This is a genomic window from Ellagibacter isourolithinifaciens (genome assembly GCF_008831035.1).
In the GTDB taxonomy this organism is placed as follows: Bacteria; Actinomycetota; Coriobacteriia; order Coriobacteriales; family Eggerthellaceae; genus Ellagibacter; species Ellagibacter isourolithinifaciens.
In genome coordinates this window covers 49,074-66,801 of sequence record NZ_WAJR01000006.1, presented here as the reverse complement: position 1 = coordinate 66,801, position 17,728 = coordinate 49,074, and the positions used below count along the sequence as shown (strand labels likewise).

Genomic DNA, 17,728 nt, shown 5'->3' with positions numbered 1-17,728 from the left:
ACTTCCCCTAACGCTGGCGTTCCCGCAAGTAGCGGAACAGTCCCATGAGAGCAAACCCGACGACAGTGAGCGCGGCACCGACTGCAAACGCCTCGGGGCGGAACTCCTCGACATGGTGCGACCCTTTCGCAGCCACAGCAACGCTCGTCGCATGCACGTCGCTCAATCCCTGGTCTTCGGGGCAGGCGAGGTGGAACACCCCGCGAACCTGCAGCATCGTCCCTGTGGTGCCATAGCGTCCGAGCGTGTCGATATGCGACGCGGACTCGCGCGTCATCAGCACCGAAACCGATGCGTTGCTCGAGTTCGAGGCCTCGACGAGCGTGACCCAGACCATGCCGTCGCGCGCATCGATGATGTCTCCCACCGCCTCGCCGGTAATCTGCACGGTCTGCTTGTCGTAGTAGGAATCGGCGTTCGACAGGTCGATGATCGACGAATCGTAGATGAACGACGAGTCGGGTCGCTGCTGGGGGTTTATCAGGTTGGAATCATCTTCGCCGTCGCCGTCGTCCGCGAAAGCGACAACAGGCATGCATGCGAACAGACAAAACGCTACCGCGAGCGCAACCAAGAGCGCGCGTCCGAAAAGCGAGGCCCAAGGTGTCGTATCGTGCCTGCTCATTGGCGCACCCTCCTTTTTCGGGGAGCAAGCGACGCGATAATCTCGGCCAAAACGGCGAGCAGCGTGACGAACTCAAGACGGCCCGCCCACATCTGGAAGATGTAGAACGCCTCAAGGGAAGGCGACATGCCAGGCGTCACAATGCCGGTGATGATTCCGCCGTTCGAGGTCATGGAGACCGACTCCATGATGGCCTGGGATGCCTCGTACCCGTGCGCGATGCCCACGAGCGCGCCGACCGAGTACGTAATCACAAAGAGCACGAACACGGTCATCGCCTCCTTTACAGCATCGGAGGAAAGAACGCGTCGTCCCAGATGGTTATAGGAAACGACAACGCGAGCAGACGAGGGAGACACCGCCTCTTTCACCGTGGAGACAATCGACTTGAAGATGATGCCCACCCGGTGGAGTTTCACGCCGCCTGCGGTCGATCCCGCCGAGCCGCCAACCGCCGCAATCAGCGCGAGCGCGAGGAAGGCGCCCGACGAGAACACCGTCGTGAGCTGATTGGTTGTGACATTTTGGAACCCAGTGGTAGAGAAAGCCGACACCACCATGAACAGGCCGCGGCGAATCATCGCGGGCAGGTCGGAGAACAGGGCGCTCGCCGAAAGAGACGCTGCGACGACAACCGTCATCACGAGCAGCCAGATGAGCATCGTGCGAATCTCGATATCGCCGAAGAAGGATTGCAGGCGCCCCTTCCACACCTCGGCATGGACGACGAAACTGATCGAGCCCAAGATCATGAGCAGCATGAGGAATACCTCGATGGGAATCGAGTTGTAGTAGGAGACGCTTTCAGCCATCGGTGCGAAGCCGCCGGTGGTGAACGCGGAGATTGCCAGCCAGATCGATTGCAGCACAGCGCGGACAGGCTCCATGCCGATCGAGATGCACAGCGCGGTGAGCACCACCGCGGCGATGAAGATGATGACGAGCGTGATGCGCAAAATGAGCTGCGTCGTCTGGACGACGTTGGGAACCACGTGCTCGCTTCGGCCCTCGGCGGTGTAGAGCGACGACCCCGAACGCTTGCCGAAAATGCCAAGCGAGAGCGCGACGACAATGAGTCCCAAGCCGCCGACCAGGTGCATCATGAAGCGGAACATGTTGTCGGCGTTGGAGAAGTGGTCAATGTCGAGCGCGACGGTGGCACCTGTCGTCGTGAGGCCCGAGACGCCGTCGAAAAGCGCATCCATGTAGGTGGCGTAGTGCCCGGACAGGAAAAGCGGGACCGATGCGAAAAACGCGAGCACGATCCACGCGAAGCCCGTGACCGCAAGCGCTTGGCGGCGGCCCAAGCGACCAGGCTCGATGCGCAAAAACTGCAACAGCGTACCGACGACAAGCGCGATGCCAATGCCCAACAAGTAGCGCTCGGCGGGCTCCCATTCCTGGAACACGAGCGCCGTTATGAACGGCACCGCCATAAGCGCCGCAAAGAGCTGAGTGAGCGTACCGAGGTAATGTCCGATGACGCGCAGGTCGTAAAGCGAGAACCTCTGCCACATGGCGCTACCCCATCAGCACGCGAATGACGCTCACCAGGACCACCATCGCAAGAAGAAAGCACACGAGGAATAGCACGACGATCGTGAAGCCCATGAGGGGCGTCGTGATGGATTCGCGTATGTCAGACCAAGACTTTTGCATGGGGCATATTCTAGTACATTTGCCGAAAAAGGCACGTCAGGCGCGATGGGTTGTCCCATAGCGGACACAATCTCCCCCTTCAAGCGCAAAAGAGCCCGGATGCTTGAGGGTGCATCCGGGCCATAAGGGGATAGATCCGCCACATCTCAGACTGCGGCGAGGATCATTGTGAGGAATCGGAGCTCGATGGCTCCCTGAATTCTGCCGTTCCCTGCCAATCGGGATTCGGGACAGAACCCTTGATAAACTTTCTCTTGGTGCAGCCGCACTTCGGACAAGAGGGAATGCCGGGCGGCATGTCGGCACCACATTGCGAGCAGACAATATCAATCTTCGGAATCAATTTCCGACATTTGTTGCACTTGATGCAGGGAAAACATGTCATGGCAAAACTCCTTTCCCGAATCGTAGGGATACGGTTGCAACGCGTACCGCCAATCTTTCCTTCACGGCACGCAGATAAATCGGAGGGAGTGCGAGGACTCAGCGCTCGTTCGAAGGATGCGCCAAGCCCTCGCCAAATGGATTGCGGCCCAACCTGTGGAGAGTGGCCAGACCGCAATCGAACGGAAGAGACCTGCTAGTTGTTCGCAGCCCACTTCGCCTGGACGGTTGCCGCACGCGGCATCGCGAAGGCGATGAAGCAGGACACGATCATGGCGACGGCAACGATGACGAACGCGTAGGCGGTCTGGCCGGTTGCGTCGATCACGATGCCGGCAACCCACGGACCGAGGTAGCGGCCAACGATGTTGATGGTGCCGATCATGCCAGTGCCCGTTGCACGGCACTCATCGTTGTAGTACTCGCCAGCGCCCGACATGATAACCGTGATAACACCGGTGGATGCGCTGATAAGGGCAATGAAGAAGTAGCACGGAATCAGATCCGGAGCCGGGGTGTTCAGCAGGTAGATCGCATATCCCGCAGAAAGGACGCCCGTGCAAGCCACCATGATGCCAATCATGTTCTTGCGCTCAAAGCGGTCGGACAGGCTGCCGACGACAAGCTCGGTGATGATCGTGAGCACGCCGCCGATGGTGAGGGAGAACGCAGCGGTTGCCAAATCAAAGCCGTTGCCGGTCATCGACACGACATAGTACTGCGTTGCGGCCATGTAGCCCAACTGGTACACCGCGTAGAACAGGCCGAAGTGCCAGGTGATACCCATTCTCGCAACTTGACGCAGCGGGGAGACCTTCTTGCCGGAAGCCACAGCCTTCTCCTCAAGCTTCGGAGCAGGAGCAGCCTGGGTGCCCTTCGGAGCGCCATAGGGAGCAAGGCCCTTCTCCTCGGGGCCCTCGCGGAACGTCAAACCGACGAACACGGTGATAAGGGCGAAGTAGATGCCGAACGCCACATAAGCCATGTTCCAGCCGAGGCCGTTAATGACGAGCGGCGCAATAACGCCGAGGATGAGCGCTGCAAAGTTCGCGCCAGGCGTGCACAGCGACATGCCGAAGCCACGCTTGTTCGGCGCAAACCAGCGAGAGATGATCTTCGGGAGAATCGCCATCAGAAGGCCAGCGCAGCCGATGCCGCAGATGGACCACGTGACGATTGCGGCAGCAAGGCTCGTGCCGCCGAACAGACCGAAGAGAATCGTACCGACAGACGACAGAGCGCACGCCAGCGTCATCGCCCAACGCGTGCCGATCTTATCGCCAAGCATGCCCCACACCAGCGACAGGCCGGCGTAGAAAATCATGAACACCGAAGTGATCAGGCCAACCTCGGCGTAGCCGACGCCCAACGTCTGTCGCACGGAATCGAGTGCGATAGACGGTAGACGTTGTGCCGCCAAAACGATACCAGACAGCAGAAAGCCGCCCAGGCAAATCACGAATGCGTAGTGCAAGCCTCCTGATTTCGCTTGCAAATCTTGCTCAGTTTGAAGCATACTCACCCCTTTTTTTTGGGATCCTTTAATCCCACTCCTTTATTTGCACAGAAGAGCCTTGAAGAAACCCTTCCTGCGCTCAGCTTTCCGCTGGGAATTCCTCTTCTTGTTGGCAAGAGCCTCCTCATTAAAAGCGCGCGCATTCTCTTCCCCAGCAACGATTTCGAGCTCGGCGCATTCGCGAACGCGAGCCTCATCCGCTAATAGAGAAGCGGCCTTCTTCTTGAGTTTGGCGGGAACATAGATATCTACGCCGTAGTTCTTGTCCCTCTGCATGGGAATTCCCATTGCCATGATGGGGTGGTTCATCTTCATGGTTCCGCGGTCGATACCGTAGATGGGAATACGAGCCTCACGAAACAGATATGCCATGCCGTCATATTCCCAGGTCATGGTAATATTCTTAAGGAAGCTCCACGTTATCGTCTTGAACTCTTCGATATCGGTGAGCGTAGTCCATCCACGTTGCCTCTTAGCCATGCCGTCCCCCTCTTTCACAGCACTAGCGCGGTACTAAATCGGTTGCGCCCCACGCGTCTCGAATGGGGCGCAACCTCGATATCGTGGCGCGAGCGGACGAAGCGCTCGCCCGCACCACGCGAGCAATGCCTTTAAATCATGAAGATGGCGGTCTTGTCGCCGAGCTCCTCGGCTCGCTTCGCCATTTCCTCAGGCGTGCCATACTCCATGCAGAACGACTGGCAGTGCTTGACGCACGCCGGCTTCTCCCCCGCTTCGACGCGCTCGGCGCACTGATCGCAGAGCTTCGTGGGAACGGGAACATAGTCCCAGTTCCAGTCACCGGGATGGGCCTCAAACGGCTGGATCTCGGTCAGCTTGATGCCCCACTTGCCCAAACCGCACTGAAGGTGGTTGCGGCAAGCGATTTCGCAGCTGTGGCAGCCGGAGCAGTACTTGTAGTTGATAAGAAGTGCCTTCTTGCTCATTTTCTTCTCCTCTCTTTTCTCGGCTACCGACTAGTCGTCCAGGCCGGTGACACGGCGGATATTGCACATGTTCGATTTGTAGGGGCTGCCCTTGTACATGCGCCCGCAGCTGTCGTTGGGAAGCAGCGTGTTGATGTTCGACTTGAACGCGCCGAAGTAGTTCGGAGCCTCGCCGTCCTGCTCGGGGAACCACCATGCATGCGTCGCGTGCACCATACCAGGCTTGATAACCGGGGAAACCTTCACCTTGAGGCGTGCCTTGCCGGTGTCATTGAAGACCTCGGCCCAGTCGCCCTCGGAGATGCCGTATTCCTTGGCGGTCTCGGGGTTCACGGTCAGCACCGGCCACGGATCGATCTCACGCATACCCTTGACCTGACGCCATTCGGAGTGGAACTGCGTCCACTTGCGGCCGCCGGTGGTAAGGATGATCGGGTACTTCTCCGCCATCTCGGGGTTGGATTCCTTGCTGAAGGGAACGGGCTCGATCATCGGCAGCGGCTCCTCGCCCCAGGATTCAAGCTGCAGAGAGTACAGCTCGATCATGCCGGTGACGGTGTTGAAGCCGGGCTGGCCATCGCTGCGCAGCTCGCCGGTTTCGTACTTGCGATAGTTCCAACCGTTGAAGGAGAGGATGCCCTTGTGACGCAGCTCATCGAACGTCATGCCCGTCGGCTCGATCTGGTTGTCCATGAAGTCTTCGATCGTTTCGTACTCGGCCCAAGCTTCGGGGTTCAGGCGCTTGCCGAGCTCAAAGGTGACTTCCAGGTCGGACTTGGTCTCGCCGTAGTCGATAGCCTTCACCTCGGCGCCGAGGTAAGGGGTGTGGCGGCCGTAGTGAATCTGGACGACGCCGTCATGCTCGATGAACGTGGAAACGGGGAGGAACAGATCGCACAGGGCCATCGCCGTCGGCGTCATGAAGAGGTCCTGGACCACGTTGAAGTCCATCTTCTGGCAGGCGTTGATCCAGCGCTGCGGCTCTGCGGGCATGCACACGAGAGCATTGCAGCTGTTGAACCAGATCATGTGCACCGTACGCTGATCATCGGGGAGCTCGAGCTCAGGAAGGATGGCGTCGGACTGGACGTTGGAAAGCGCGTTGCGCTCGATCGGCTCGCGGTCGTTGCCGATACGGCTCTGCTTCTCCTTTTCCGCAACCCACTTGATCTGCTCGTAGCGCCACGCACCCGTGAAGGACGCCTTGGGGCCGAGCACGTTGCCGCCGGGAACGTCGACGTTGCCCGTGATGGCGATGAGGCTCAAAACAGCCTGGATGTCGGAAAGCGCGTCGGTCTGCATCTCCATGGCAACGCCCATGAAGATGGAGCAGTTGCGGCCGGTGCCGTCGGCGGTGGCGTATGCACGGGCGACCGTGCGCATCTGCTCGGTCGGAACCTGCGTCAGCTTCTCGATCTCCTCGTAGGAGTACTTGTTGATTCGCTCGACGAGCCAATCGAAGCCGTACACCCACTTCTCGACGAATTCCTTGTCGTAGATGTCCTCATCAACGATGACCTTCAGCATGCCGATAGCGAGCGCCGCGTCAGTGCCCGGGCGAAGCTGCAGCACGTGCTCGGCGCGAGAGCCCATCCAGGTGATCTGGGGGTCGACGACGATGAGCTTCGTGCCCATCTTCATCATGTCGATGATCTGGTGGCCGAAATAGCCCGCCGGATTGGAGACGAGCGGGTTCGAACCCCAAACGATCATGTACTCGGGGCGCTCGAAGCGCGGGTCGTTGTACTTGTCGTCGAAGAACATGCCGCTGTCGACCTCGGGATAGCCAGAGCCGAAGATGTTCGCCGCCATCATGCAGCGAGGGCCGTAGCAGGAGTCGCCGGAGATCGGCGCCGCGACGTTAGCCGAACGGAAGTCGGCGAACGAGATGACCGGGTAGAACATCGTCGCCTCGCGGCCGGTGCCACCAAGGGTCAGAACAGCATTCGGGGTTCCCGTCTTCTCGACAACCTTGTTGTAGTTCTCCTCGATGAGGTCGTACGCCTCATCCCAGGTGATGCGCTCCCACGCGTTCTTGCCGCGATCCTTCGGGTCGCGCTTCATCGGGTAGATGATGCGCTCGGGATGATACTCGAACTCAGTCATGTTCAGGCATTTGATGCACAAACGCCCCTGCGTGATGGGATTGCTCTCGTCGCCTTCGATGTCGACGAACTTGCCGTCCTTGATGTGGAGGATAGCGCCGCACGCTGCACCATGGCAGCCAGGTGCCGACCACACATTCGTGCGAACGTAGTAGTCGTCATCAGTGCCGACTCGATATTCCCCTTCTGGAATCTGCATTCCATTCCCCTCTCTCTTCGTCTTGGAGTGGTTTTTGCAGATGCCATTATGGGAAGCGGCGACGTCATGGGCTAAGCGATGAATATGCGCCCTCGAAAGAAAAAACGACGCCACTTGACGTCGTTTTGATTATTCTTCAGGCGGGATTAATGACGAAACGGAATAAATCCTCGTCAAGCGCCCATTCCGTTTCCTCTCGGTTGAGGCCGGGGTCGTGCGCCGCCGCCCTCATTCGCCGAAGCCGAGTGCGGGAGCCCTTAGCAGGTCCTTAGCGGTTCTCATCGTCGGCAAGGAACGCGCGGAACTGGGAGAGCGCCTCGTTGGTCTCAGCGTTGCGAACCGCCACGCAACAACGAACAGCAAACGTCTTGTCGTCGAAATGGCGCAGCACCATGTCATCGCGCAAACGGATGCGCTCGTCATTGCGCAGTTCCGGCGTGAAGACATAGACACATTCTGCCGGCGCATCGAAGAAAAACGACGCTTGCGACGTGGGGTTGAAGCGATAGAACCGCGGCTTGAACCCCCTTTGCGCACACATCTTCGTTATCGCAGTCGCCAGGGGATGGGCAAGCTCCATGCTACACATGATGGGCACACCTTTGAGGTCTTCGGGGAGCAGCTGCTCCTTCCGCGCAAGCGGATGCTCCTTCTTGCACCACAGTACAAGCGGCTCTTCCATCAAGCTGAACTCGGTAATTCCCTGAGGCGCCTCGCCCTCTGCTCCGAAAGGATGATAGCCGATGGCAACATCGACCAAGCCTTCAGCGAGCGACTCACCCGGAGTCTTGTACGCCTCGTTTCTCAAGGTGAAGTGGAAAGGAACCGAGCACTCTTTTGAAAACGCATGCATGATGCGCTCCAACTCGCGCATAGCACCCGAGAAGACGAAGGGGTCCCAAACGATGATCTCGTAGTCGGTCCTCTCCGCAATCTGCCGACTTTCCTCGACGGTCTTGTTGAGCCGTTCCATCACGTCGACGATGCCGTTGTAAAAGCGCACGCCCGCAGGAGTCAGGCGACCCTTGTCATGGCGATTGATCAAGCTTATCCCCAGTTCATCCTCAAGCGCAATGAGATGCTTGCTCAACGTGGACTGGGAGATGTGCATCTCCTTCGCCGCCGCCTCGATCGTCTTGCTCTCCGCCCAGACGATGAATTCCTGAAGCATGTCTGTTCTCACACAATCCCCCTTGTCCGCCTCGCGATACGCTAAACGGCTCAAGCGCACGCGTCAATCCCCTCTGCAACTCCGTATATATAGAGTATTGGCAGGGAGCAAAGCAATAACAATCCGAAATGGAACACTATCATTCCATTTCGGAATCCTCGAGTAGCGAAAAGTGCGCCGAGAAATCGCGCGGACCCGTTGCCCTAAACGAAAAAAAGGCTGCCAGGTCATTGAACCTGGCAGCCTTAAACTAACTATCGACCCTCAAGCCTTTACTCCACCGGCACGGCGTCCAAATCGAGCGGCGCCTCAACGCGGCAGGTGTAATCCCCCGCGGTGTCGTCGATATCGACCAGCACATGGCTGCGGTCGAGCAGCTTGCCGCGAACAGCCGCGTCGGCGATGCGATCGACCACTTCACGCTGGATCAAGCGCTTCAGCGGACGAGCGCCATACACCGGGTCGAAGCCGTCGATTGAGAGATGCTCAAGCGCCGCGGGCGTCACGTCGAGCGACACGTGGCGGTCGGCCAGGCGACGGCGCACGTCTTCGAGCTGGAGCTTCACGATAGGCTCCATCGACTCGATCGACAGCGGCTTGAACGTGATGATATCGTCGATGCGGTTCAGGAACTCGGGCTTGAACGTGGCACGCAGCGAATCCTGAATCCTGTTCGTAAACTCGGCGAGCTTCTTCGACGCGGTGGCCACGTCGGCCTTCAACATGCCTTCCATCATCTCGCCCATCGACTCGTTCTCCTTCGCGAAGTCGCGAATCTCCTGACTGGCGATGTTGCTCGTCATGATGATGATGGCGTTCTTGAAGCTAACCACACGCCCCTGGCCGTCCGTCAGGCGGCCGTCATCGAGCACCTGCAAAAGCACGTTGAACACGTCCGGGTGCGCCTTTTCAATCTCGTCGAGCAGCACGACCGAATAGGGCTTGCGGCGCACCGCCTCGGTGAGCTGGCCGCCCTCGTCGTAACCCACGTATCCCGGAGGGGCACCGATCAAGCGCTGGACGCTGAACTTCTCCATGTACTCGGACATGTCGATGCGCACCATGGCCTTCTCGGAATCGAACAGGTACTCGGCGAGTGCCTTGGCGAGCTCGGTCTTGCCAACACCCGTGGGACCCAAGAACATGAAGCTGCCCACCGGGCGGTTCGGGTCGGAAAGCCCCGCGCGGTTGCGGCGAATGGCGCCCGCCACCGCATGCACGGCCTCGTCCTGGCCGACGACGCGCTCATGCAGCTTGTCTTCCAAGTCGGCGAGCTTCTCCATCTCGCCCTGCATCATCTTCTGGACCGGGATGCCCGTCCACGCGGACACCACCTCAGCGATCTCGTCTTCAGACACCTCCTCCTTCAAGATCGCGCCGTCCTTCTGCTTGCCGACAAGCGTCTCCTCCGCCGTCTTCAAGCGCTGCTGCAGCTCGGGGATGGTGGAATAACGCAGCTCGGAGGCGCGCGAAAGGTCGCCCTCGCGCGTGACGCGCTCCTCTTCGGCCTGGGCGCTTTCCAGGTCGGCCTTGAGCGTCTGCACGTTCTCGATGACGTCTTTCTCGTTGCGCCATTCGGCCTTGCGACGGTCGAGGTCCTCTTGCGCGCTCGCGATGTCGCGGCGCAGCGCCTCCAGGCGCTCCTTCGAGGCGTCGTCGCTCTCCTTCATGAGCGCCTGCTCCTCGATCTGCATCTGCGTGAGCTTGCGCTCTGCCATGTCGACCTCTTCGGGCATCGAATCGATCTCGATACGCAGGCGGCTCGCCGCCTCGTCCATCAAGTCGATCGCCTTGTCGGGGAGGAAGCGGTCGGAGATGTAGCGGTCGGAAAGCTCCGCCGCGGCAACGATGGCGCCGTCGGTGATGCGCACGCCGTGATGGATCTCGTACTTCTCCTTCAAGCCGCGAAGGATGGCGATGGTGTCTTCCACCGTCGGCTCGCCGATCATGACCGGCTGGAAACGGCGGGCAAGCGCTTTGTCCTTCTCGACGTACTTGCGGTACTCGTCGAGCGTGGTCGCGCCGATGGCATGCAGCTCACCACGCGCGAGCGCGGGCTTAAGCATGTTGCCCGCATCGAGCGTGCTGTCGCCCGAGGAGCCGGCGCCCACGATGGTATGCAGCTCGTCGATGAACAAGATAACCTTGCCCTCGGACTGCTTCACCTCGCGCAGCACCGCCTTCAAGCGGTCCTCGAACTCGCCGCGGTATTTCGCGCCCGCCATCATCGCGCCCAAGTCGAGCGACACGATGTCGCGGTCCTTCAGGCTGGAAGGCACGTCGCCTGCGACGATGCGCTGCGCAAGTCCCTCGACGATGGCCGTCTTGCCCGTGCCCGGCTCGCCGATGAGCACCGGGTTGTTCTTGGTGCGGCGGGAAAGCACCTGGATGGTGCGCCGGATTTCCTCAGAGCGGCCGATCACCGGGTCGAGCTTGCCCTCGCGCGCCTGCTGAGTGAGGTTTTGACCATACTGCTCCAAGGCTTCGAACTGGGCTTTCTCCTGCTGATCGGTCACGCGCGTGTCGCCACGGAGCTCTTCGTAGGCCGCCTCGATGTTCTTGCGCGTGATGCCCACGCCGTTCAAGATGCGCCCCGCTGGGCCCTTGTCCTCCGAAAGCGCGATGAGCAGATGCTCGCTTGTGGCGTAGCTGTCACCGAGCTTCTCGGCTGCCTTCACCGCGTTGTCAATCGTCTTCATGAGGTCATTGCCCGGCATCGGCATGGGCATGCCGCCCTGCGACTTCGGGCCGCGCTCGACCTCTTCGTTCACGTTGCGCTCAAGCTGCGCCGGGTCGGCGCCGATGCGCTTGATGATTGCCGCGAGGTTGTTCTCATCGGCATCGAGCAATGCCTTCAGGAGGTGAATCGGCTGGATAACCGCCGATTCGGCATCGCTTGCCACGCCCATGGAGTTCTGGAACGCCTCCTGGGCGGTGATTGCTAGTTTGTCTAACCTCATAATCTAAGCCTCCTTCGTAAGGAGATGGTTTGCCATTTAAGAGAGGCGCCGAAGGACGATAGCGCCCGGGGTGACGCCGCCGACGTCGTTTTGCACGAGCGAGTTCACGCTTTCGCGCGTCTCGAGCTCATGCACGCGATCGGCCAAGCGGCGCACCCGCTTGTGCAGGTCGTCGATTTCCTCGTCGCGCGCGTCCAAGCGCCCTTGCAAATCGAGGATGCGCGTCACGCCCGCAAGGTTGATGCCCTCGTTGGTGAGCTCGTTGATAAGCCCGAGCCGCTCGATGTCGGCCTGCGAGTACATGCGAGTGTTGCCGCTCGTTCGCTGCGGCGTGACGAGGCCTTTCTGCTCGTACGCGCGCAGCGTCTGGGGATGCACTCCCGCAAGCTCCGCTGCCACGCTGATCATGTACAGGGGTCTGTTGCGGTCGTCCATTACCATGTCCTCACGTCCTCGCTCGTCGCAGCCTGGAATTCCTCCAGGGCCCTGCGTTGTCCATCGTTCAAATGCTCAGGAACCTTAACGACAACCTTGATCTTCAGGTCGCCCGAGCCCTGCCCCTTCACTCGCGGTGCGCCCTTGCCGCGAACCGTGAGCTTCGTCCCACTTTGCGTTCCGGCGGGAACCTTCACGCGCACCTTTGAGCCATCCGGCGCGGGAATGACGACGCTGCCTCCGAGCGCCGCCTCCGCCACGGTAACCGGCACGTCGACGAGCACGTCGGCGCCGTCGCGCGAGAAGTACGGATGGGGTTCGATCTTGGTGGTGATGAGCAGATCGCCCGCCTCGCCGCCGCCTGTGCCCAAGCCGCCCTTGCCGCGGAAGCGAAGCCTGCCACCGTCGACGGCCCCTGCGGGGACCTTCACGGTGAAGGTTTCGGGGGCGTCCTTGCCGGGAATGCGAACAGTCACGCGCTTCTCGGTACCGCAGAACGCCTCATCGAACGTCACGTTCAGTGTAACGTTCATGTCCTTGCCCTTCTGCGGGCGAGGGCCTCGACGCCCACCGCCACCGAAGTTGCCGAAATCCCATTCCGTTCCGAAAGCACCCTCGCCGCGGCGAATGCTCTCCAGAATGTCGGCCCAGCTGCCAGCGCCGCCCATGCCGCCGAAGATGTCCTCGACGTTCACGCCCTGGCCGCCGCCCCAGCCACGCGGAATCTGATTCTCATTCGCCGTGCCGTACTGATCGTAGAGCTTGCGCTTCTTGTCGTCGGAGAGAACCTCGTACGCTTCGTTGAGTTCCTTGAACTTGGCCTCGTCGCCGCCCGCATCGGGATGGTACTTGCGCGCAAGCTTGCGGAATGCCTTCTTTATCTCATCGGTGGACGCCGTGCGCGGAACGCCCAGCGTTTTGTAATAATCCGGAGTTGCCGGCATACACGACCACCTGCCTTTCTCACTTGAAAAACAAGGGCGGGCTCACGCGCCCGCCCCCATACATTACTCTTCGGTTTCGTCCTCTTCGGGCTTGGGTCGCTTCGGGCCGCCGGTGGTCACCGTGACCATCGCGGGCCTGATGACCTTCGCCCCAAGGCGGTACCCTTTTTGGTACACTTCGTGGACCGTCTCGTCGAACGCCTCCGTATCGGGAACAGTCGCGACCGCCTGAGCCTCCAACGCGTCGAATGCCTCGCCGGTCGGATCGATCACTTCCACGCCGTCCTTCTCGAGCACGCCGACGAACTTGGAGTGCACCGCGCGAACGCCTCCAAGCAGCTCGCCTTCGCCGTTCTTCTCAGCATAGTCGATCGTGCGCTCGAAATCGTCTATCACGGGAAGCAGGCTCGTGACCAACTTCTCCGCGGCGCGGGCCTTCTCGGCTTCACGCTGCTCGTTCGTACGCCTGCGGTAGGTGTCCCACTCGGCGTGAAGGCGCATGAACTTGTCTTTCCACTCGGCAGCCTCGGCCTTCGCGGCAGCAAGCTCGGCTGCTGCCTTCTCCGCCTCGGCCTTCGCATCGTCGGCAGGTTTCTCGCCCTCGGCACCCTCGGCGGGCTTTTCCGCTTCCTCGGGCTCGCCCTCGAGCACTTCTGCCTCTACCGGCTCGGCGGCAGCGCCCTCCGCAGCCGACTTCGCATCGGCCGCGGTGGCGCTATCGTTGGCGCAGGTTGGGGAGGAGGAGGGAGCCTCTGCGCCCGTGTTGGCATCATCGATGGGAATACTCACGGCGTCGTCCTTTCCAGATTTCGCCATAGCGATTACTTGCCTTCTTTCTTGTCGTCGTCGACGACTTCGTAGTCAGCTTCGATCGTATCGTCGTCGGCAGGAGCCGCGCCGCCCTGGGCACCAGCCGCTGCAGCCGCCGCAGCCGCGGGGTCGCCGCCGTTCTGCGAGTACACAACCTCAGCGAGCTTGTAGCCAGCCTGCTGCAGCTTCTCGACCGAAGCCTTGATGGCCTCGATGTCGTTACCCTCGAGCGCGCTCTTCGCCTCGGCGATAGCGGACTCGGCAGCTGCCTTCGCGTCGGCCGGCGCCTTGTCGCCCAGCTCATCGAGGGTCTGCTGCGTGGCGTTCACCAAAGAGTCGGCGTTGTTGCGCGTCTCGACTTCTTCCTTGCGCTGAGCATCCTCGGCGGCGTGCGTCTCAGCGTCCTTCACCATGCGATCGACTTCGTCGTCGGAAAGCGCGGTGGAGCCGGAGATGGTGATCTGCTGCTGCTTGCCCGTGCCCAGATCCTTAGCGGAAACGTTCACGATGCCGTTCGCGTCGATGTCGAAGGTGACTTCGATTTGCGGGACGCCGCGACGAGCAGCCGGGATGCCGGAGAGCTGGAAACGGCCGAGCGTCTTGTTGTCCTTGGCCATCTGGCGCTCGCCCTGCAGGACATGGATTTCCACAGACGTCTGGTTATCGGCGGCAGTGGAGTACACCTCGGTCTTGCGGGTCGGGATGGTGGTGTTGCGGTCGATCATCTTGGTCATGATGCCGCCCATGGTCTCAACGCCCAGGGACAGCGGGGTCACATCGAGAAGCAGGATGCCCTCGACGTCGCCGGCGAGCACGCCGCCCTGAACAGCCGCACCCATAGCGACGACCTCGTCGGGGTTCACCGACATGTTCGGCTGCTTACCCGTCATGCTCTTCACGAGTTCCTGAACGGCCGGCATACGAGTGGAGCCGCCGACGAGGATGACCTCGTCGATGTCGCCCTGGGACATGCTCGCGTCGCGAAGCGCCTGCTCAACAGGCTTGCGGCAACGATCGAGCAGATCCTTGGTGATGCGCTCGAACTCCGCGCGGGTGAGCGTGTAGTCCAAGTGCTTCGGGCCGGTGGCGTCAGCCGTGATGAAGGGCAGGTTGACGTTCGCCTGCGTGGTGGAGGAAAGCTCCATCTTCGCCTTCTCGGCAGCTTCCTTCAGACGCTGCAGCGCCATCTTGTCCTTGCGCAGGTCGATGCCGCCGTTGTCAGCCGCGAACTTGTCGGCCAGCCAATCGATGACGCGGTGATCCCAGTCGTCGCCGCCGAGCTGGTTGTCGCCAGCGGTCGCGGCAACCTCGAAGACGCCGTCGCCGAGTTCCAAGATGGACACGTCGAAGGTGCCGCCGCCGAGGTCGAACACGAGGATCTTCTCGTCCTTGTTGGTCTTATCGAGGCCGTAGGCCAAAGCAGCAGCCGTCGGCTCGTTGATGATGCGGAGCACTTCGAGGCCGGCGATCTTGCCAGCGTCCTTCGTCGCCTGGCGCTGCGCGTCGTTGAAGTACGCGGGCACGGTGATGACTGCCTGGGTGATGGGGCTGCCGACCTGCTTTTCCGCGTCAGTCTTCAGCTTCTGGAGCACCATTGCCGAGATTTCCTCGGGAGTGTAGGTCTTGCCCTCGATGTCGATGACCGTGCGGCCGTCCTTGCCCGCCTCGACCTTGTAGCTGACCTTGGCCTGCTCAGCCTTCGTCTCGTTGAAGGAGCGGCCAATGAAACGCTTGACGGAAGAAACCGTGTTCTCCGGGTTGGTGACCGCCTGGTTCTTCGCGGCCTTGCCGACGACGCGCTCGCCGTCCTTACGGAAGCCCTCGACCGACGGAGTGGTGCGGTCGCCTTCGGCGTTCACAAGGATTTCAGGCTCGCTGCCTTCCATGACCGCCATTGCAGAGTTCGTGGTGCCCAAGTCAATACCGAGAATCTTAGACATTATGTTTCCTCTCCTTTTAGAGATAGTTACCGTGGTTTCGAGGGGAGGCTTTCGGAAGAGCCGCTCCGAGTTTTCGCGGCTGCCCCATCGACCTACCCGTTCGATACTGCGTACTATAAAATCTAAGTGCGAAGCTGTCAAGTTTGCTTCTGGATTTCGCTAAGGTTTTTTGCAAAACTAGTGCTCAAACGATTGACCTGCGATAACGCAAATTATGGTATGCAGGAATTGTGAAGATATCACATACGAAATCTAAGTCAGGAAGACTCAAGGAGGCCAATCAAAGCGGGGGAAGAGTGCTTAAAGCCGAGGCGCTCCGACGAAAGGGGGCTCACATCCCCACGGTGAAGAGGAAGCCCCCTCGCGCCCCGCGGCTGCGAGCATTCCTCAAGCCCGCGGCAAACGAGGGCCCCGCCTCGCGCGGCGCTACGGCAAGACAAGTTCTTCGATGTTGAGGCTCTCGCAGTTGAGCGCGAAGACCGACTCCCCCGCTTGAGCATCTGACCAGGCAAGAGGGCCTTTCCCCAGGAAGGCAAGCTGCACGCCCGCCGCCTGCAGTGCCCCCACAACGCGGTCTTGCGTGCCTTTGCGCACGCGCATCGAGAAGTAAAGTCCCCGGTCGAGCCCTTCGAACGCGACTTCCTGCGCAAGGGAGCTCTCGCGCACGCGGCCCACCAGCCCGTCCTGCAGACGCTTCACATGGGTACGCAGGCGGTTCACATGCCGCTCGTAATGTCCCTGCTCGATGAAGCGGGCGAGGGCAAGCTGCTCGAGTGGGCTGACCGTGTTCGAGTAAAAACCCAGTTTGAGCTCGAATTGCGCAGCGAGGTCCTCGGAGAGGGCCATATAAGCGATGCGGAATGCCGCACCGAGGCTTTTCGTGAACGAGTTCAAATAGATGACGCGCCCCGCCACATCGACGCTCGCGAGCGGCGCGATCGGGCGCCCCGACATGCGGAATTCCGCATCGTAGTCGTCTTCGATGATGAAGCGGCCGCGCGGCCCGTCGGAGGAAAACGCCCGCGCCGCATCCATTCGCGACCAGTTGAGCAAATCGCGTCGGTGGGCGGCGGACATGACGACCCCCGTCGGGAATTGGTGAGCGGGCATCACATGCGCCACACTCGCGCCGCTTTCCCTCAATGCAGCGACGTGGATGCCTCCCGCCGCAAGCGGAACGCTCGCGCAGCGCACGCCCTGGGCATCGTACATGCGCTCGAGCAGCGGATACCCCGGGGATTCTATCGCGAAAGCGCGGTCGCGCCCCAGCAGCTGGATTATCAGCTGATAGAGCGTCTGCGATCCCGCAGCGACGACGATGCGCTCGGCGGGGACATCCATGCCGCGGTATTCGCGCAGGTAAGCGGCAATTGCTCGACGCAAACGCGGAGACCCAGCGCCGAGAGCGGCTTGCGCGAGCGTTGCGGAAGACTCCTCCGCAAGCGTCCGTCGCATCACGCGAGCCCAGGTTTGGTAGGGGAAAAGCGCCGTTGCCGCCGACTCTGACGAAGGTGCGGGGGTCGCCGGGCCGCCTCCCGAGGCGAAGGCCGGAACGCCCTCGACCATCCGCGCCGAAGTGCCTGGGGACGCGAGCCTTCGCTCTGGGGAGGCAGCGGGAAACTGCGTCAAGCCCGCAGAGGCGGGAGAGGGCCGCCGAATCGCGTTTTCGGGGATGCTGTCAGACGCCGCAATCCCGCGCAGGTGGTCTCCGCCGCGCTGCCCGTCACGTTTCCCGCCGCATTGCCAGCCGCGCGCAACGGGGGAAAGCTCGCACGCGAAGTAGCCCCTGCGCTCTTCGGCGCGCACATAGCCTTCCGCGATGAGCTGAGCGTAGGCCGCTTCGATCGTAATGACGCTCACGCCGAGATTGCGCGCGAGCGCCCGCTTGGAGGGAAGCTTCTCGTCGGGCAGGATGTTCCCATGGGCGATATCGTGGCGAATACGCCGATAGAGGTAGTCATAGCGGCTCGCGTTTCCTCGCTTGCCCATATCGTAGGACAGCATTTCCCGTCATCACACCAATCTGGTCTTAT

The 17,728-nt window shown here is 60.9% G+C and carries 14 protein-coding genes; all 14 read right to left on the bottom strand.

What is annotated here, in order from left to right; all coding sequences use genetic code 11:
- Positions 1-7: 7 nt before the first annotated feature.
- Positions 8-625, bottom strand: coding sequence for a hydrolase (locus F8C90_RS03965; RefSeq protein ID WP_158049156.1), 618 nt, complete (start codon positions 623-625; stop codon positions 8-10).
- Positions 622-2,142, bottom strand: a complete 1,521-nt coding sequence (locus tag F8C90_RS03960) for a TrkH family potassium uptake protein (protein ID WP_158049155.1) — start codon at positions 2,140-2,142, stop codon at positions 622-624. Before F8C90_RS03960 ends, F8C90_RS03965 begins: the two co-directional genes overlap by 4 nt.
- 4 nt (positions 2,143-2,146) lie before the next feature.
- Positions 2,147-2,284 carry a hypothetical protein gene (locus tag F8C90_RS10905; RefSeq protein ID WP_170264533.1) on the bottom strand — a complete coding sequence of 46 codons (138 nt, stop codon included), beginning with the start codon at positions 2,282-2,284 and terminating at the stop codon, positions 2,147-2,149.
- Between the two features lie 580 nt (positions 2,285-2,864).
- On the bottom strand, positions 2,865-4,184 hold the full coding sequence (locus F8C90_RS03955) for an MFS transporter (protein WP_158049154.1): 1,320 nt from the start codon (positions 4,182-4,184) through the stop codon (positions 2,865-2,867).
- Between the two features lie 39 nt (positions 4,185-4,223).
- The gene (locus F8C90_RS03950; RefSeq protein ID WP_158049153.1) at positions 4,224-4,664 is read right to left on the bottom strand and encodes a hypothetical protein; all 441 of its coding nucleotides are present in this window, start codon (positions 4,662-4,664) and stop codon (positions 4,224-4,226) included.
- A 131-nt stretch (positions 4,665-4,795) separates the two neighbouring features.
- Positions 4,796-5,131 carry a 4Fe-4S dicluster domain-containing protein gene (locus tag F8C90_RS03945; RefSeq protein WP_158049152.1) on the bottom strand — a complete coding sequence of 112 codons (336 nt, stop codon included), beginning with the start codon at positions 5,129-5,131 and terminating at the stop codon, positions 4,796-4,798.
- 30 nt (positions 5,132-5,161) lie between these two features.
- Positions 5,162-7,435 (bottom strand): molybdopterin-dependent oxidoreductase, encoded by a 2,274-nt coding sequence (locus tag F8C90_RS03940; RefSeq protein ID WP_158049151.1) that lies wholly within the window; start codon positions 7,433-7,435, stop codon positions 5,162-5,164.
- A gap of 268 nt (positions 7,436-7,703) precedes the next feature.
- Complete coding sequence (locus F8C90_RS03935; RefSeq protein WP_158049150.1) at positions 7,704-8,618, bottom strand: LysR family transcriptional regulator; 915 nt, start codon at positions 8,616-8,618, stop codon at positions 7,704-7,706.
- A gap of 260 nt (positions 8,619-8,878) precedes the next feature.
- On the bottom strand, positions 8,879-11,566 hold the full coding sequence (clpB, locus tag F8C90_RS03930; protein WP_158049149.1) for an ATP-dependent chaperone ClpB: 2,688 nt from the start codon (positions 11,564-11,566) through the stop codon (positions 8,879-8,881).
- 36 nt (positions 11,567-11,602) lie between these two features.
- Positions 11,603-12,001 carry a heat shock protein transcriptional repressor HspR gene (locus tag F8C90_RS03925; protein ID WP_158049148.1) on the bottom strand — a complete coding sequence of 133 codons (399 nt, stop codon included), beginning with the start codon at positions 11,999-12,001 and terminating at the stop codon, positions 11,603-11,605.
- Positions 12,001-12,945 carry a DnaJ C-terminal domain-containing protein gene (locus F8C90_RS03920; RefSeq protein ID WP_158049147.1) on the bottom strand — a complete coding sequence of 315 codons (945 nt, stop codon included), beginning with the start codon at positions 12,943-12,945 and terminating at the stop codon, positions 12,001-12,003. The genes F8C90_RS03925 and F8C90_RS03920 overlap by 1 nt, the downstream gene beginning before the upstream one ends.
- Positions 12,946-13,008: 63 nt before the next feature.
- Positions 13,009-13,761: a nucleotide exchange factor GrpE gene (locus F8C90_RS03915; protein ID WP_158049146.1), complete on the bottom strand. Its 753-nt coding sequence runs from the start codon at positions 13,759-13,761 to the stop codon at positions 13,009-13,011.
- A gap of 5 nt (positions 13,762-13,766) precedes the next feature.
- Positions 13,767-15,695: a molecular chaperone DnaK gene (gene dnaK / locus F8C90_RS03910; RefSeq protein ID WP_158049145.1), complete on the bottom strand. Its 1,929-nt coding sequence runs from the start codon at positions 15,693-15,695 to the stop codon at positions 13,767-13,769.
- A 426-nt stretch (positions 15,696-16,121) separates the two neighbouring features.
- A complete protein-coding gene (gene pdxR, locus F8C90_RS03905; protein WP_158049144.1) occupies positions 16,122-17,699 on the bottom strand; it encodes a MocR-like pyridoxine biosynthesis transcription factor PdxR in 1,578 nt (525 codons plus the stop codon).
- Positions 17,700-17,728 lie beyond the last annotated feature (29 nt).

Coding starts and splice junctions, on each gene's coding strand:
- dnaK (WP_158049145.1), bottom strand. CDS start 15,695: ATGTCTAAGATTCTCGGTATTGACTTGGGCACCACGAACTCTGCAATG.
- F8C90_RS03920 (WP_158049147.1), bottom strand. CDS start 12,945: ATGCCGGCAACTCCGGATTATTACAAAACGCTGGGCGTTCCGCGCACG.
- F8C90_RS10905 (WP_170264533.1), bottom strand. CDS start 2,284: ATGCAAAAGTCTTGGTCTGACATACGCGAATCCATCACGACGCCCCTC.
- F8C90_RS03940 (WP_158049151.1), bottom strand. CDS start 7,435: ATGCAGATTCCAGAAGGGGAATATCGAGTCGGCACTGATGACGACTAC.
- F8C90_RS03955 (WP_158049154.1), bottom strand. CDS start 4,184: ATGCTTCAAACTGAGCAAGATTTGCAAGCGAAATCAGGAGGCTTGCAC.
- F8C90_RS03925 (WP_158049148.1), bottom strand. CDS start 12,001: ATGGACGACCGCAACAGACCCCTGTACATGATCAGCGTGGCAGCGGAG.
- F8C90_RS03945 (WP_158049152.1), bottom strand. CDS start 5,131: ATGAGCAAGAAGGCACTTCTTATCAACTACAAGTACTGCTCCGGCTGC.
- F8C90_RS03950 (WP_158049153.1), bottom strand. CDS start 4,664: ATGGCTAAGAGGCAACGTGGATGGACTACGCTCACCGATATCGAAGAG.
- F8C90_RS03915 (WP_158049146.1), bottom strand. CDS start 13,761: ATGGCGAAATCTGGAAAGGACGACGCCGTGAGTATTCCCATCGATGAT.
- F8C90_RS03965 (WP_158049156.1), bottom strand. CDS start 625: ATGAGCAGGCACGATACGACACCTTGGGCCTCGCTTTTCGGACGCGCG.
- clpB (WP_158049149.1), bottom strand. CDS start 11,566: ATGAGGTTAGACAAACTAGCAATCACCGCCCAGGAGGCGTTCCAGAAC.
- F8C90_RS03960 (WP_158049155.1), bottom strand. CDS start 2,142: ATGTGGCAGAGGTTCTCGCTTTACGACCTGCGCGTCATCGGACATTAC.
- pdxR (WP_158049144.1), bottom strand. CDS start 17,699: ATGCTGTCCTACGATATGGGCAAGCGAGGAAACGCGAGCCGCTATGAC.